18 protein-coding genes are annotated in these 14,543 nt (G+C 41.0%); 14 read left to right on the top strand and 4 right to left on the bottom strand.

The annotated features are described in order from the left end of the window. Positions 1-146 precede the first annotated feature (146 nt). Genes acpP through rnc form a run of 3 tightly spaced genes read left to right on the top strand, consistent with a single transcriptional unit; the run spans position 147 to position 2,294 of the window. A complete protein-coding gene (gene acpP, locus ABWK04_02355; GenBank protein ID MEZ0360730.1) occupies positions 147-386 on the top strand; it encodes an acyl carrier protein in 240 nt (79 codons plus the stop codon). Further along, the gene (gene fabF, locus ABWK04_02350; protein ID MEZ0360729.1) at positions 386-1,624 is read left to right on the top strand and encodes a beta-ketoacyl-ACP synthase II; all 1,239 of its coding nucleotides are present in this window, start codon (positions 386-388) and stop codon (positions 1,622-1,624) included. The genes acpP and fabF overlap by 1 nt, the downstream gene beginning before the upstream one ends. Then, complete coding sequence (gene rnc, locus ABWK04_02345) at positions 1,596-2,294, top strand: ribonuclease III (GenBank protein ID MEZ0360728.1); 699 nt, start codon at positions 1,596-1,598, stop codon at positions 2,292-2,294. Before fabF ends, rnc begins: the two co-directional genes overlap by 29 nt. On the opposite strand, the gene ABWK04_02340 is transcribed toward rnc, so the two are convergent. The 4 genes from ABWK04_02340 to ABWK04_02325 are packed head-to-tail and all read right to left on the bottom strand — an operon-like array spanning position 2,282 to position 5,339. Beyond that, on the bottom strand, positions 2,282-2,782 hold the full coding sequence (locus ABWK04_02340) for a hypothetical protein (GenBank protein ID MEZ0360727.1): 501 nt from the start codon (positions 2,780-2,782) through the stop codon (positions 2,282-2,284). The two genes, rnc and ABWK04_02340, sit on opposite strands and share 13 nt — an antisense overlap. Continuing rightward, positions 2,709-3,107, bottom strand: a complete 399-nt coding sequence (locus ABWK04_02335) for a toprim domain-containing protein (protein MEZ0360726.1) — start codon at positions 3,105-3,107, stop codon at positions 2,709-2,711. The genes ABWK04_02340 and ABWK04_02335 overlap by 74 nt, the downstream gene beginning before the upstream one ends. Beyond that, entirely contained in the window at positions 3,107-3,781 is a 675-nt protein-coding gene (locus tag ABWK04_02330; protein MEZ0360725.1) for an N-glycosylase/DNA lyase, read from the bottom strand. The genes ABWK04_02335 and ABWK04_02330 overlap by 1 nt, the downstream gene beginning before the upstream one ends. Continuing rightward, positions 3,774-5,339: an AAA family ATPase gene (locus ABWK04_02325; protein MEZ0360724.1), complete on the bottom strand. Its 1,566-nt coding sequence runs from the start codon at positions 5,337-5,339 to the stop codon at positions 3,774-3,776. Before ABWK04_02325 ends, ABWK04_02330 begins: the two co-directional genes overlap by 8 nt. 37 nt (positions 5,340-5,376) lie before the next feature. Here ABWK04_02325 and atpA point away from each other — a divergent pair, with 37 nt between their 5' ends. The 11 genes from atpA to ABWK04_02270 all read left to right on the top strand — a co-directional run bounded on the left by atpA (position 5,377) and on the right by ABWK04_02270 (position 14,505). Then, positions 5,377-6,888: a F0F1 ATP synthase subunit alpha gene (gene atpA, locus ABWK04_02320; GenBank protein ID MEZ0360723.1), complete on the top strand. Its 1,512-nt coding sequence runs from the start codon at positions 5,377-5,379 to the stop codon at positions 6,886-6,888. Further along, on the top strand, positions 6,885-7,676 hold the full coding sequence (locus ABWK04_02315) for a DUF72 domain-containing protein (GenBank protein MEZ0360722.1): 792 nt from the start codon (positions 6,885-6,887) through the stop codon (positions 7,674-7,676). Before atpA ends, ABWK04_02315 begins: the two co-directional genes overlap by 4 nt. Positions 7,677-7,737: 61 nt before the next feature. Continuing rightward, positions 7,738-8,217 (top strand): tetratricopeptide repeat protein, encoded by a 480-nt coding sequence (locus ABWK04_02310; GenBank protein ID MEZ0360721.1) that lies wholly within the window; start codon positions 7,738-7,740, stop codon positions 8,215-8,217. Between the two features lie 15 nt (positions 8,218-8,232). After that, entirely contained in the window at positions 8,233-8,634 is a 402-nt protein-coding gene (gene gspG, locus ABWK04_02305) for a type II secretion system major pseudopilin GspG (GenBank protein ID MEZ0360720.1), read from the top strand. Beyond that, positions 8,618-8,905, top strand: a complete 288-nt coding sequence (locus tag ABWK04_02300) for a prepilin-type N-terminal cleavage/methylation domain-containing protein (protein ID MEZ0360719.1) — start codon at positions 8,618-8,620, stop codon at positions 8,903-8,905. Before gspG ends, ABWK04_02300 begins: the two co-directional genes overlap by 17 nt. Next, positions 8,865-9,386 (top strand): prepilin-type N-terminal cleavage/methylation domain-containing protein, encoded by a 522-nt coding sequence (locus ABWK04_02295; GenBank protein ID MEZ0360718.1) that lies wholly within the window; start codon positions 8,865-8,867, stop codon positions 9,384-9,386. Before ABWK04_02300 ends, ABWK04_02295 begins: the two co-directional genes overlap by 41 nt. Positions 9,387-9,402: 16 nt before the next feature. Then, positions 9,403-10,143, top strand: coding sequence for a type II secretion system protein GspC (gene gspC, locus ABWK04_02290; protein MEZ0360717.1), 741 nt, complete (start codon positions 9,403-9,405; stop codon positions 10,141-10,143). After that, entirely contained in the window at positions 10,143-12,140 is a 1,998-nt protein-coding gene (gene gspD, locus ABWK04_02285; protein MEZ0360716.1) for a type II secretion system secretin GspD, read from the top strand. The genes gspC and gspD overlap by 1 nt, the downstream gene beginning before the upstream one ends. Further along, a complete protein-coding gene (locus ABWK04_02280) occupies positions 12,121-12,771 on the top strand; it encodes a hypothetical protein (GenBank protein ID MEZ0360715.1) in 651 nt (216 codons plus the stop codon). The genes gspD and ABWK04_02280 overlap by 20 nt, the downstream gene beginning before the upstream one ends. A 13-nt stretch (positions 12,772-12,784) precedes the next feature. Continuing rightward, positions 12,785-13,387: an FAD-dependent oxidoreductase gene (locus tag ABWK04_02275; GenBank protein MEZ0360714.1), complete on the top strand. Its 603-nt coding sequence runs from the start codon at positions 12,785-12,787 to the stop codon at positions 13,385-13,387. Positions 13,388-13,434: 47 nt separating this feature from the next. Continuing rightward, on the top strand, positions 13,435-14,505 hold the full coding sequence (locus ABWK04_02270) for a bis-aminopropyl spermidine synthase family protein (GenBank protein ID MEZ0360713.1): 1,071 nt from the start codon (positions 13,435-13,437) through the stop codon (positions 14,503-14,505). Positions 14,506-14,543 lie beyond the last annotated feature (38 nt).

Here is a 14,543-nt window from a genome sequence, read left to right as displayed (position 1 = left end):
AAAAAAAGCCCTTCAGTAGTAAGTGATTATTTTAAAGTAAAGGCACACCTAAAACCGCCTGCTGGGGTAGGGTGTGCTTTAAAAGGCGGGATACAAATACCCCAGTACCAGACTGAGTAGCAGGTCTGGTTTTTCGGGATTGAGTAATGGATCTGGAACAGAAGGTTAAGGAGATTATAGCCGATCAGCTCGGTGTAGAGGTGGAAAAACTTAATCCTGAAGCTAAGTTTGTTGAAGATCTCGGAGCTGATTCTCTTGACGTAGTTGAGCTTATAATGGCTTTTGAAGAAGAGTTCGGTATTGAAATACCTGACGAAGATGCGGAAAAGATAAGAACTGTAGGGGATGTGCTTAACTACCTTAAGGAGAAAGTAAAGAAGGACTGATGCGCAGAGTTGTGGTAACAGGATTGGGTGTGGTTTCACCTATAGGTACAGGTGTTGAAAAATTTTGGAAAAATCTAACAGAAGGTGTGAGCGGTGTTGACATCATAAAGAGGTTTGATCCCATAGAGCTGGGGCTTTCTGTTCATATAGCTGCTGAAGTAAAAGACTTTAATCCAGAAGATTATTTTGATAAAAAAGACCTACAGAGGGTATCTGACTTTATAAAGTATGCAGTAGCAGCTTCTGAGGAAGCTATAAAAGACAGTGGTCTTAGAGAAAGCAAGTTTGATCCCTATAGGGTGGGAGTCATAATCGGCACAGGCATAGGAGGTCTAAGGGACATAGAGGAACAACAGAAGATCCTTGCCGAAAAAGGTCCCAGAAGAGTTTCTCCCTTTTTTATACCTTACGGTATATCCAATATGGCAGCGGGACTTGTTGCTATAAGGTACGGTTTTAAAGGTCCCAATTACTGTGTCGTGTCTGCTTGTGCTACGGGTAATCACTCCATAGGAGATGCCATGAGACTGATCCAAAAAGGAGATATAGATATAGCCATTGCGGGAGGGTGTGAAAGCGCCATCACACCGCTGGGTATAGCGGGTTTTGCCTCTATGAAAGCTCTTTCAACCAGGAATCATGAGCCACAAAAGGCATCAAGACCCTTTGATATGGAAAGGGACGGTTTTGTGATGGGGGAAGGTGCGGGTGTGCTTGTATTAGAAGAGTATGAGTATGCCAAGGCAAGAGGAGCAAAAATTTATGCTGAGATCGTAGGATATTCAGCAACGGATGACGCCTATCACATAACCGCTCCGTGTGCGGATGGGGAAGGAGCGTATATGTGTATGAAATTGGCTCTTGAAGATGCTAAAATAAAACCTGATGAGGTAGATTACATAAACGCTCACGGTACATCCACACCTCTCAACGATAGAGCCGAGACCTTAGCCATAAAAAATCTGTTTGGTGAGCATGCTTATAAACTCAAAATAAGTTCCAACAAATCTATGATAGGACACCTTCTGGGTGCGGCGGGTGCTGTTGAAGCTGTGGCAACAGTGAAGACCATACAGACAGGAGTGATCCCACCTACCATAAATCTTGAAAAGCCAGATCCCGAATGCGACCTTGACTATACACCAAACAAAGCGGTTCGTAAAGAAATCAATGTTGCCTTATCCAACTCCTTCGGCTTTGGTGGAACAAATGCCTGCCTCGTATTCAGAAGAGTATAAAGACTTAGAGGAGAGACTCGGATACACGTTCAGGGATAAAAAACTCTTAGAGCAGGCTCTTACTCATAAGTCTTATGCGATAGAAAAAGGTGTGAAGAGTTACGAAACCCTTGAGTTTTTAGGTGACGCTCTGGTAAACCTCTTTGTAGTTGACATACTCGTGTGCGAATTTCCACAAGCGAAGGAGGGAGAACTCGCACCTATGAAAGCCTTCTTTGTCAGCGAAGAATTTCTGCATCAGCTTGCACATGATCTTGAGCTTGAAAGATACTTACTCGTAGGTGGCAAAAAGGGAAAGTTTAAAGTAAATGTATCCATATTGGGAGATGCTTTTGAATCCTTATGGGGAGCTATCTATATGGATACAGGTAGGGATACGAATCTGACCAGAACGCTCTTTGAAAACCTCTATAGAGAAAGAATAGTCACTATGGCAAAGTCTTCTGACTATAGGAAGGATTACAAAACTATACTTCAAGAAATAACCCAGAAAAGGTGGAAAGAACGCCCTACTTATAGGGTGATTTCTGTGAGTGGTCCTCAGCACGGTAAGGTTTTTGAAGTGGAGTGTTCAGTAAAGGGAGTAAGAGCTGTTGCTGTAGGGAACAGTAAAAAGGAAGCTGAACAACTTTCAGCAAAGAGAGTCCTTGAACTTCTTCAAGAACTTTGAAAGGTAAGATCCCATAACCTCCTGTTGAAGGATATGGAATGTTCTATCACCTCCCTGTACACCCTAAAAGGTGTAAGTATGGCTTTGAGCTTTTCACTTTCGTTTTCAAAAAGTAAAAGTTCGTCAATAACGGATAAAATGAGTTCAAGTTTGGTGTTTATGGAGTTTAGAGCATCAAGCCTCTCTATCTCCCTTTCTATTTCCTCTGGTAATGAAGCTAAAAAGGTGATATCAAAGTTAAAGATCTCATAAAGGTCATACACATGATCAAGAACCTCCGAGATCTTAAGGAGAAGGTTTTCCTCTATCATCATCATGGCTCTTTCGTAGTTATCCCTATCCTTACCTTCAAGGCATGCATCAGCTAAGATCTTGCTCTCCTCTATGTCAGCTTTTATTTCCAATAATAAACCTTCAAGGAGGCGCAGGTTTAGTCTTATCAATCTGTCTTGTACCAGAACCGCTGTCAACACCTCTGACCTTTTCATAAAGCTCCTCCACAAAAAGAAGATTAAGTTCTCTCATTCTATCTCTGAAGTCCTCTATTAAAATATAACCCTGAGAGGATAAAATGTCCTTTATCTTCCTGTTTATTCTCTCACCGTGCGGATCAAGGTCAAAGAGAGGTATAACTTCAGAAAAGCTTTCAAGTAGGTCGGGAAGATCCCTAAACCTTTTTCCACCGAGCGTAAATACGTTTCTTATCCCTAACATCTCAAGGGATTCCCTATCCCTTTTGCCTTCAACAATGATCGCTTTGTCTTTAGACGCATCTCTCAGTTCCTTTACAAAATTAATTAAAGCTTCTCTCATCACTTGAGAACTTTCTTGGTCTTTATGTAAAAAATATAAAGATCAAGCTCAGCTTGAGTGAGTCCGAGTTGAGAACACACTTCCTGTAACCTTTCCTCGGCAATTAGGTAAATTCTTCTCGTCAACGTTTTCTGGTCAGGTATGAGTCCCTTTTCTTTTAGGTATCTCAAAACATGCCTGTCTATTATGGCAACATCGTCAAAGCCCGTATTTCTCAAAAAGTGAGAAGCTTCTTTAAGACCGAAACCTTCAACCTTATACTTGGAACACGCATCGCTGAGAAGTTCTCTTATCTCTCTACCGCTTCTTGCGCTACGCAAAAGTTCCATAACATCTTCAAAAACTTTCCTCGCTTTTACTATCCTTTCGGCTCTCTGTCTTGCGAACCTATGCCCGTGCCTTGATATTACATCTGTTAGCTCTTCAAGGCTCATACTTTTAAAACCTTCTATACCTATCTCTTTCTGGAGGCGTATGCCAACACTTGCAGAAGAATTTGCTGTCAGTATACAAAAGCAAAGCTCAGAAAATACGTCCGCTTCAAGATCAACATCAAGAAAAGGTCTAAAGTCATAGTGGGTTATACCCACATCTCTTAGCTTTCTGAATTCCTCTACCCTTTTTTTTACATAGCTTTCTACCAATTTTATAGCTCGTTCTATATCTTCAAACACCGCAAACCTCCCTTATGAGATCCTTTGCACCTTCTACTGTTTTGTCTGAAACTACACCCATTAGTCTCGCTATCTCTTTCACCCTCTCCTCACCTTTTAGTTCTTCTATCCTGATAAAAGCTGTACTACCTATGAACTCCTTTCTTGTAAGTATGTGTCTGTGTGCTGCACTCGCAATTGCTGGAGAGTGGCTTATTACCACTATCTGCATGTTTTCCGATAGTCGCCTCAAAAGTCTGGCAAGCTTGAGGGATGTTTCACCGCTTATACCTGTATCAATTTCATCAAGTATGTATGTTTCTGACGTTGGAAGAAGCAAAAACAGAGCCAGAGCTATTCTGGATATCTCACCTCCGGAAACTACACTATCTAAAGGTTCATCATCCCTGCCATAAGACGAAAAGAGAAACTCCACCTTTTCCTTTCCGTATCTACCTTCTTCCTCCGAAAGTTTTACCCTAAAAGATGCCCTCTCTAATCCTATATCTTTGAGAGTTTCAAGAACCTTCTTTTCAAAGATTTCCTTCGCCGAAAATCTACCTTGAGAGAGTCTCTCCCCTAACTTGGACAGCTCTTCCCTCAAGCTTATTATTTCCTCCTCCAAAAATTCTCTGCTTTCCTCCTCCTTGGTAAAACTTTCTATCTGGGATCTAAGACTTTTTGCGTAATCAAGCACCTCAGCGTACTTCATACCGTACCGTCTCTCAAGCTTTTGCACCGCATAAATCTTTTCGTTTAACCTGTTTATCTCTTCCGCATCCACCTCAAGCAATCGGGAACTAAGTTGATCTCTTAAATACCTTAACTCATCTGATATACCCTCCGCACTTTTCAAGAGCGGTTCAGCCGATCTGTCATACTCACAAAGTTGAGATAAAGCCTTCTTAACGTCAAGGATCCTGTCCATAAGACCACCTTCCACATTCAGGTGAGCAAGAGCGCGCTCTATGAGAGCATTTATCTTTTCCATATGATTGAGTATGATAAGTCTATCCCTTAGCCTATCGTAATCTTCGCTACTTAACCCTACACTCTCTATGTCTTTTAGCTCTTCACGGAGTATTTGAAGCCTTATAGCTCTTTCCCTTTGCCTTTCGTTCCACTTTGCGATCTTTTCTTTTAGATCTTCGAGCTTCACATAGAGTTTTTCATACTCTTTTCTTATATGAAGCACATCAGCAAACCTATCGTAAACATCCCTCTGAAAGTCTTTTCTGAGTATTTTCAATCTGTCATTTTGCCCTTGAAGTAACACCATGTTAGAGACTATATCCCTTACAACCTTCTGGACGCTCCCAATACCATTCAGATAATACCTGCTTTTACCCTTCTTTATTTCCCTTCTCACGATTATCTGCTCATCATCCTTTATAAATTCAGCCTCAACCGCTGTGCCTTCAGGATAGTTGTGCTGATTGCCCATAAGAAAAAGAAGGGAAGAAACTGTTAGAGATTTTCCCGTACCTGACTCTCCTGTAAGAACATTCAGTCCATTTTCAAATTCCACTTCCTGCTGTTTTATGAGTAGAAAATCTTCTAAACGTATTCTGACCAACATGGTATAATTTTTATAAAGTTATACAAGGAGGTTTGTTATGGCAACACTTACCTATGAGGAAGCTCTGCAGCTCCTTAAGGAACACATAAAAGGTTTTGAAGCCACCGCAAAGATGGAAGAGATAGGTGTGGTTTATTATGTGGGAGATAGTGTTGCAAGGGCATATGGGCTTGATAACGTTATGGCAAACGAACTGGTGGAGTTTGAAAGTGGAGTTATGGGTCTTGCCTTCAATCTTGAAGAGGACAATGTGGGTATAATAATTCTTGGAAGTGAAAGCGGGATTAAGGAAGGTTCCATAGTTAGGAGGACAGGAAGGATACTTGACGCTCCTGTGGGAGACGGACTCATAGGGAGGGTTATAGATCCTCTTGGAAATCCACTCGATGGGAAAGGTCCTATAAAGTACGAATACAGATCACCAGTTGAAAAGATAGCACCGGGTGTTGTAAAGAGAAAATCTGTTCATGAACCTCTACAGACAGGTATAAAAGCTATTGACGCCATGATACCCATCGGTAGGGGACAGCGTGAGCTTATCATAGGGGACAGATCCACTGGAAGAACTACCATATGCATAGATACCATACTCAACCAAAAGGATACGGATGTTTATTGCATATACGTGGCCGTAGGTCAGAAGCGTTCAACCACTGCAAGAATAATAGAGCTTTTAGAGCGTAGTGGTGCAATGGAATACACATGCGTAGTGGTAGCTTCCGCCACAGATCCCGCATCCTTACAGTACCTTGCACCTTTTGTAGGATGTACCATAGGTGAGTACTTCAGGGACAGTGGGAGGCACGCTCTGGTTGTATACGATGATCTTTCAAAGCATGCGGAAGCATACAGACAGTTGTCACTACTTATGAGAAGACCACCTGGAAGGGAAGCTTACCCGGGTGATGTCTTTTACCTTCATTCGAGACTTCTTGAAAGGGCTGCAAAACTTAACGATGAACTCGGCGCAGGTTCCCTAACTGCTCTTCCTATAATAGAGACAAAGGCGGGCGACGTAGCCGCATACATACCCACTAATGTCATATCCATAACCGACGGGCAGATATATTTGGAACCCGACCTTTTTAACAAAGGGGTAAGACCAGCCATAAACGTAGGTTTGTCTGTCTCTCGTGTTGGTGGTGCAGCTCAGATAAAAGCCATGAAGCAGGTTGCAGGCACCCTAAGGCTTGATCTTGCCCAATTTAGAGAGCTGGAAGCCTTCGTTCAATTTGCCGCTGAACTGGACAAGGCGACTCAGCAAACCATAAACAGAGGGCTCAGGCTTGTGGAACTTCTCAAACAGGAGCCTTACAGCCCTATACCTGTTGAAAAGCAAATAGTTGCCATATACGCTGGAACTAATGGATATCTTGATGATATGCCGGTAGAGTCTGTAAGGAAGTTTGAAAAAGAACTTTACGCTTACATGGAGAAGGAGAGATCCGATGTCCTAAAGGAGATAAAAGAAAAGAAAGCGCTTGACGACGATCTAAAGAGAAAGATAGAGGAAGCTATCAAAGATTTCAAGTCCAAGTTTATACCTTGAAGGTATATGTAGGGTGTAGCGGTTTCTCTTACGAGGAATGGAGGGGAGTTTTTTATCCCCACGATTTAAGAAGAGAAGAGTTTATAATTTATTACTCAAGATTTTTCAACGTTCTTGAGCTTAACTTCTCCTTTTACTCTTTTCCCAGTAAAGGCACTGTGAAAAGTTTTCTTTCAAGGAGCAAATACCTAAGATTTTCCTTGAAAGCTCATAGGATATTTACCCACATTAGACATTACAAAAGTGAAGATGTCAAAAAAATCCTTTTCAGTATAGAGCCAGTACTTGAAGAAGATAGATTCATAGCAATGCTTTTTCAGTTTCCCGAAAGTTTTCACCGCACGCAAGAAAACCTTGAATACATTAGAAAACTCTCAGAAGACTTTAGAGATATTGAAAAAGTTGTTGAAGTTAGGAGTAAGAGCTTTAAAAGTGCGGACTTTTACAGATTCCTTGAAGAAAACGGTTTTTCCTTAGTAAACAGCGATGCACCTAAGGAAAGTAAGTTTCTTGTGGGACCCTGGGTATCCATAGGTAACATAAATTACGTGAGGCTTCACGGAAGAGATCCGCAAAAACCTTACGATTACCTTTACTCCCTTGAAGAGCTTAAAAAACTCAAAGACAGGATAAGAAAGCTCGGATATAAAGATACTTACATATTTTTTAATAACACCGCAAAAGCTCAAGCTGTTTATAACGCCCTTCAGATGAAAATGCTCTTCGGCATAAAAGTTGAGATCCCTAAGAGCTTGCAAGGTTCTTTAAGAGATAAGGAGTGGGAATAATTTAGTATGACATTGTCAAACTTTTTAAAAAGATTATATTAAATAAAAGGAGGTAGTCTCCATGGAGGATATCAGGAAGGATGCTCAGGAGCTTTTTAATAAGGCTTACACCTATCACATGATGGGAGATATACAGAAAGCTATAAAGTTTTACGAACAGTCCATTGAGATCTACCCTACAGCCATAGCTTACACTTTCCTTGGCTGGGCTTACAGCATGCTGGGAGAGTATGAAAAGGCTATTGAGCTTTGTAAGAAAGCAATAGAGCTTGATCCTGATCTTGGAAATCCATACAATGACATAGGCTCTTACCTTATAGCTTTGGGAAGATACGAGGAAGCTATCCCATGGCTCAAAAAAGCTATAATCGCAAAGAATTACGAGCCGAGACATTATCCGCATATGAACTTAGCTCGCGTTTACTTAGCGATGGGTAAATTTAAAGATGCAATAGAGGAATTGGAAAACGCCATAAGGCTGGCACCTGACTACAAACCTGCGCACATCTTAAGGCATCAGATACTTGGTATGCTCAACTGATGTAAAATACTTTTTATGAGGAAAGGCTTTACACTTATAGAACTTCTGGTAGTTATCATAATTTTGGGTCTTCTTGCAGCCATAGTGGTGCCAAAAATAACTGGAAGAGTGGAAGAGGCTAAAGTGGAAACCACGAAGGTACAAATGAAGGCGATAAAGGATGCTCTTGAACAGTACAAACTGGACAACGGCTTTTATCCAACCACGGAGCAAGGTTTGAAAGCTTTGGTAGAAAAACCCACAACACCACCTATACCCGCAAGGTGGAGGCAGTATTTGGACAAGATCCCAAAAGACGGCTGGGATAGGGATTTTATATACATATCTCCGGGTGTGGGTCACCCTTACGAGCTTAAGTCTTTAGGTCCTGACGGTAAGGACGGTACGGAAGATGACATAGATGTGTGGAAGCTCTAAAGGTTTTACCCTCCTTGAGGTGCTTGTCGCAACTGTTCTTTTAGCACTCTTTTTTGGTGTGCTTTTTGAACTTCTTTCAAAGGCGCGGAGGGATTATTATTATTCGGAAGCGCTTTACGAAGATATAATCACTTTAAGTAACAAACTCACACTGAATCAGACAGAAGGACTTGAGGTAGAAAAGGAAGAGCTAAAAGATTACCCGCAGATAGAGGAGTTTACTTACTCTTATGGAAAGGCAAAGATGTACATATACGTTCCGAAAAGGTAAGAGAGGTTTTACCCTCTTAGAGGTCTTACTCGTTCTCGTTCTGATAGGTATTCTCTTTGGTCTCATATCTTACACATTTTACTCTCTTGTAACAAACTCCTTAAGTCTCGCAAAGGACAGCGAAAGGCTGAAAGAAGATGCATCCCTCCTATGGAACATTCAGCGCAAAATTCTGTCTTCTAAGTCCATATATCTTGAAAAGGATAAACTCTTTATCATCACATCCGCAGGCGATTATTACGAGGGTATGGTAAAGTGTGCATACATTTACAAAGATGGCATACTTTACTATTACGAATTTCCTTATCCCTATGGGGATATAAGGTTTTACGAAGAGGACAAACTCATAAAACTTGGAAGGTTTGATACTATTTCTTTCAGAGCATACAAAGGGGGAAACTTTTACGATACCTTTGACGGTATCCCTGAACTCATATACGTGAAAATGAATAATAGGGAATTTGTGATAAGGATTTTGTAGTATAATTATGTCCAATATGACGGGGGTGTATATTTTTTTCCTTTCAAATTTAGCGCTTTTTGCCATCTTGCTTTGGTATTTTTATCTTCTGCCCCCTTTGAAGTTCTTCGTTCCTCAACTGCAGAAAAATGTATACAGCTTACCTGATTTTGGATCATTTTTCAAGGATGAAAAGGTACTTAGCGAAAGTCCAGCAAACATACATCTGATAGCAACAGTAAGTGGTAGCGTAAGATTGGCTTTGGTTGATTTTGGTACAAAAGTGCAAACGGTGAGGATAGGTAGTTCCATAGGAGGTTACAAGGTAGTAGATATACAGAGGAACTACATACTTTTGAGTAATGGACAGGAAAAGAAAGCTATAGGTTTCAATTTTGAGCTGACAAAAAGCTTGCCAACAAGCTTGGAAATACCATCTGTATCTTCACCATCTCAAAGCCTTCAGGCTACCGTATCTAAGAGAGAAGTGGAAAGTGTAACGGCTGATCCGGGCATAATGTTTAGACAAATAAGGCTTGTGCCGTACATACAAAAAGGGCAGACGAAAGGTTTTCTCTTTGAATGGGTAGATCCGCAGAGCGTATTTTCAAAGGCTGGTATAAGAGCGGGTGATGTATTAATAGCCATAAATAATCAGGAGATAAAGAGTGGTGAGGACGCTTTTAGAATACTTCAGGCTTTGAGAAACGAAAATAGCCTGAAGATAAACCTCATAAGGGATGGACAGCCTTTAGAATTGAATTTGAGGGTGGAGTAATGATAAGATGTATTTTTTTCGTACTTTCTTTTTTAGTTCTTACCTTAAGCGTACATGCTCAGACCGCACAAGAGTTGCAAAAGCAGGCGCAGGAGCAAAGAAGGGCAGGAAGAGTTTATCTGAACTTTCAGAATGCGGATATTTCTGCAGTCGCCAAGTTTATGTCCGAACTTACTGGTAAAAATATAGTTCTTGATCCTAACGTTAAGGGAAGTCTCACGATCAGTTCCGCAAAGCCGGTAAGTATAAAAGAGGCATGGGATCTGTTCGTTCTTTCGTTGTCTATGCAGGGCTATGGTGTGATAGAGGATAAAGATTTTGTGAGGATAGTACCGCTTCAGCAAGCTACATCTTTTGCAAACTTGAAAAAACCATCAACTTCTGGAGAAGTGGTTGTGTATCTTTATAAGGCACAGTACGTACAAGCCCTTCAATTACAGCAGGCTGTTCAACCTTTCTTATCCCCTTTTGCCAAAGTAGCCATACACCAACAATCAAATACTGTCCTGATAGCCGATATAGCTAAAAACATAGATAAAGTTAAAACCATATTGAAAGAGCTTGATTCTCCAGAAAGGTCTCTAAAGGTAGAGGTTTACACTTTAAAGAGGGCAAAGGCGGATACCGCCTTTCAAAGCCTGCAGACGTTGAGTCTTGCCTTTCAACAACAATTGGGTAGTCCTACCTTTATAACTTTTAACAAAGACAGTAACTCCATAATCGTTGCAGCTAACGAAAATGTACAGAATATAATCAAAGAGGTTATAAACACTTTGGACAAGGAAAGTTTAGGTACACTTGAGAGAAATTTTTATGTCATACCTCTGAAGTTCATATCCGCTGAGGAAATATACAGAAGTCTGCAAAGCCTCTTCAGGGGGGTGAGTCCCACAACAACCGTCCAACCTCAGGAAGTTTATACACCTTTACAGCCACAAATACCTGAGATAAGAGGTTTAGAAACACCGCTAAAAAAGGAAGAACAGCCCAAACAAACCCAGCTTCAGCTTGTACCTATAGAAACAAAGGAGGGTATGAGGATAGGTTTTGACAGAGGCACAAATTCTGTGATACTTTATGCTACTTTGCAAGAGTATGAAGGTGTAAAATCCCTTATAGAAAAATTAGACGTTAGAAGAAAGCAGGTTCTTATAGCGGCAACTGTAGTAGAGATGAGTACGAGTAAAGCTCTAAACATAGGCGTCAAGTGGCAGATAATAGGAACGCAGGGAGGCACAGCTTTTGGCGGTGGAAGTATTCAGGATATTTATAATGCCCTCCTTTCTGGAAACTTCATTATGGGAGTCCTTAGTACCGCAGGAAGGACGATCAACATAGGGGGTACACAGCTCTTTTTCCCTGATCTGGTACTTTTGTTTTCCCTTTTAGAAAGCGGTAGTGGTTTTAACATAGTGTCCAATCCCAAGGTTTTAACACTGGACAATCAAACCGCTGAGATAAAAGTAGGTCAAGTAATACCCTACGCGTCGGGTGTGAAGTTTGACATAAACGGTATGCCTGTTATCACTTACGATTACAAGGAGGTAGGCTTAGATCTCGGAGTTACACCAACAATATCCGGCAGGGATCTAAGACTGCAGATCAAATTAAAGCTTCAAGATATAATTGATTATATAAGACCTCAAATAGGAACGCTCAGCTACGCAGTTCCCGTCACATCTAACAGGCAGGTAAATTCGGATGTGGTTGTGGAAAACGGACAGACAGTAATAATAGGCGGACTTGTAAACACCAAAACCCTTACAAGTACGCAGGGAGTACCGGGACTTAAAGACATTCCCGCTTTGGGAAGACTTTTCAGAAGTGACACAAAAACCGAGGACAAGGTTTCCCTCTTTATATTCCTTACACCTTACGTTATAGAAAAGCCTGAAGAGCTTTCCAAAATAACCCAGGAGCATCAGAAGTTGGCTGAAGAGCTTAAAAAACTAATGGAGAAGAGAGAAAAAAGAGGTAATGAGAAAAAAGAACCTTAAACTTCTCATGTTTTTATTCGTAGGCTATATACTTTTCACACTGTTTCTTTTGGCTATCACCCTCCCCAAGTTTCTCCTTTTTGATAAGTGGCTGATGTCAAAAGGTATTTACATGATAGCAAGTAATGTACATGAAAGTTTAACTTATCTAAGCCTAAAAGAAGCAAGTTTTTATACAAAAAAATCAAAATTGGTCAGATTTGATAAACTTGATTTATCCGTGGGTATACCTTACATACTCTTAAAGGGTACTTGTGCAGACGGCAATCTAAATGTGAAGATGTATCTTTTTGGTGGGATAGATATAAAAGCTAAAAACTTTAAATGTTTTGAAAACTTCAGAATAAAGAGTATAAACCTTAGCATAAATAATGGCATTGAAGGAACTGCAGAACTCCTTGACTTGAAAGTTAGGGATACAAAAGTAGATAACTTATCAATTTCTTTCAAGGGAAAGACTTTTGATGGTCAAGGATTAATTTCAGGACAAAGGCTCACCGGTAGCGGTACACTCATTTTAAATAGAGAAGACATCCTTAAGTCCCGGCTTAACGGTACGATAGCGGGTAGTGGTATTAGATTCGTAATTTATGGAAGCCTTGATAATCCTGTATTAGAAATCAAAAAGTGATATAATAAGCTTTATGAAGTACGACGTTATAATAATTGGTGGAGGTGCTTCTGGGCTTTCGTGCGCTTTGACGCTTGCTTCTTCAAGAGGTAGAGGTTGGCAGTGGGCAGAAAACAGGAATTATCTTTTGTTTGATGTTGGCAGATCGGATCTTAACAAAGCATACCTCAAGAACGTCCCGGGACTTGATCCCATACCCGGCAAAGAACTTTTAATTAAGATAAAAAAGCAGATACAACAGTGGGGAGGAGTGGAAACACTTGAGGAAGAGGTAAGAAGCGTAAGCAGAGAGAACGGAGTTTACAGCGTAAAGACAGCTTTAGGCAAGATCTTTAGTGCGGATTACATAGTTTTGGCTGTGGGTTTTCATTGCTTTGACATAGAAGGTCTTGAATTAGAAGTAAAAGAAAATGCAAAATCTCCCAAACCCGGAAGGGTAATGGTAAAGCATAAGGATTTTGAGGCGCTTCCCAACCTTTTTGTAGTAGGTACCTTAGCAGGTTTGAGTTCTCACTTTACATCTTGCGCAGGTTCAGGGGTGGAGGTTGCATGCGAGATCCTCTCTCGTATGGCTGGCAAAAGGATAGTTATCCACGATGTACCCGAAGAAAGTTAAGAGGTTGTGGTATAATAACTCATCTTAAGCTTTTTGAAAAGGAGGTGATGGTGAGCTTATTGACGGAGTTAGCCTCAAAGGCAAGGGAAGAGAGTCAGGTGAGAGTTTACAAAAAGAACGTTGAGAGAGTTTTGTCTGCACTTTTAAGGAGTGGAGATTTCTGGGAAGTGGTGGATATGTCGGATCTTCCTGTACCTGCAGCATCTGGAATCATCAAGGTACTTGTAAGGGAAGGATATGCCTTTATAGATGATGATGAGAACGTGAGGCTCACACAAAAGGGCTACGACCTTGTGAAGGAAATTGGTATAGAGCCTTACGTAGATTACGTTTGCCAAGCTTGCGAAGGAAGGGGCATACCCTTTTACATAGACATTGAGTTCTACAGGAACTTCCTCCAGATTACGAAAGATAGACCTAAAGCTATAAGGGATTACGATCAGGGATCTGTAACGCCTGAGACTACCGTTTCACGTGTGCTTTTTATGGATTCAAGGGGTGATTTAAGAAACAAGGATATAATCGTCTTAGGTGCGGAGGATGATCTTACCGGTCTTGCGGTGGCACTGAGCAAAAAAGCTAAAAGCGTTCTCGTTATTGACATAGATAAAAGGCTTATAGATTTTGACAACGGTATATTTAAAGATCTGGGTATAAATAACGCTGAAGCTAAGGTTTGGGATTTGAGAAACCCATTCCCTTCGGAAATCCTGGGTCATTACGACGTTTTTGTCTCTGATCCTCCAGAGACCTTGCCTGCCTTTAGAGCCTTTATAGGCAGAGGTATAGCAACGCTGAAAGAGGAAGGTGGCGTGGGATACTTTGGTCTGACCTTAAGAGATTCTTCCGTCTTTAGGTGGAGGGATTTTCAGGTGGCACTTACATCGGAATTTGGGGTAGTTATAACAGATATAGTTCAGGACTTTAACGCGTATATAACTTGGGACTATCACAAAGAAACAAAAGCTGCAGAAATAGCACCTGTCAAGAGAGAGCCGAAAGGCATATGGTACAGGTCCTCGTGGTACAGGATAGAGGCTCTTCCGGGTTTTAAAAGATGGAACGAGGCTATATCCGATGATGTTTTTTACCTTGACGAAGAAGGCTCAACTACTTGACAACTCTTTCAGATTTCCTTATAATGTTTTTGAGAGGT

The organism is Hydrogenobacter sp., from assembly GCA_041287335.1.
GTDB lineage: Bacteria > Aquificota > Aquificia > Aquificales > Aquificaceae > Hydrogenobacter.
The sequence above is the reverse complement of the archived record's forward strand: the minus strand, read 5'-3'. Positions and strand labels throughout refer to the sequence as shown.

Bases quoted from the DNA above. Each gene is read 5' to 3' on its own strand.
- ABWK04_02270 (MEZ0360713.1), top strand. From the start codon at position 13,435: ATGGTGAGCTTATTGACGGAGTTAGCCTCAAAGGCAAGGGAAGAGAGT.
- ABWK04_02275 (MEZ0360714.1), top strand. From the start codon at position 12,785: ATGAAGTACGACGTTATAATAATTGGTGGAGGTGCTTCTGGGCTTTCG.
- ABWK04_02340 (MEZ0360727.1), bottom strand. From the start codon at position 2,782: ATGAAAAGGTCAGAGGTGTTGACAGCGGTTCTGGTACAAGACAGATTG.
- ABWK04_02310 (MEZ0360721.1), top strand. From the start codon at position 7,738: ATGGAGGATATCAGGAAGGATGCTCAGGAGCTTTTTAATAAGGCTTAC.
- ABWK04_02325 (MEZ0360724.1), bottom strand. From the start codon at position 5,339: ATGTTGGTCAGAATACGTTTAGAAGATTTTCTACTCATAAAACAGCAG.
- ABWK04_02335 (MEZ0360726.1), bottom strand. From the start codon at position 3,107: ATGAGAGAAGCTTTAATTAATTTTGTAAAGGAACTGAGAGATGCGTCT.
- atpA (MEZ0360723.1), top strand. From the start codon at position 5,377: ATGGCAACACTTACCTATGAGGAAGCTCTGCAGCTCCTTAAGGAACAC.
- ABWK04_02295 (MEZ0360718.1), top strand. From the start codon at position 8,865: ATGGAAAGGCAAAGATGTACATATACGTTCCGAAAAGGTAAGAGAGGT.
- gspC (MEZ0360717.1), top strand. From the start codon at position 9,403: ATGACGGGGGTGTATATTTTTTTCCTTTCAAATTTAGCGCTTTTTGCC.
- ABWK04_02280 (MEZ0360715.1), top strand. From the start codon at position 12,121: ATGAGAAAAAAGAACCTTAAACTTCTCATGTTTTTATTCGTAGGCTAT.
- gspG (MEZ0360720.1), top strand. From the start codon at position 8,233: ATGAGGAAAGGCTTTACACTTATAGAACTTCTGGTAGTTATCATAATT.
- acpP (MEZ0360730.1), top strand. From the start codon at position 147: ATGGATCTGGAACAGAAGGTTAAGGAGATTATAGCCGATCAGCTCGGT.
- rnc (MEZ0360728.1), top strand. From the start codon at position 1,596: ATGCCTGCCTCGTATTCAGAAGAGTATAAAGACTTAGAGGAGAGACTC.
- fabF (MEZ0360729.1), top strand. From the start codon at position 386: ATGCGCAGAGTTGTGGTAACAGGATTGGGTGTGGTTTCACCTATAGGT.
- ABWK04_02300 (MEZ0360719.1), top strand. From the start codon at position 8,618: ATGTGTGGAAGCTCTAAAGGTTTTACCCTCCTTGAGGTGCTTGTCGCA.
- gspD (MEZ0360716.1), top strand. From the start codon at position 10,143: ATGATAAGATGTATTTTTTTCGTACTTTCTTTTTTAGTTCTTACCTTA.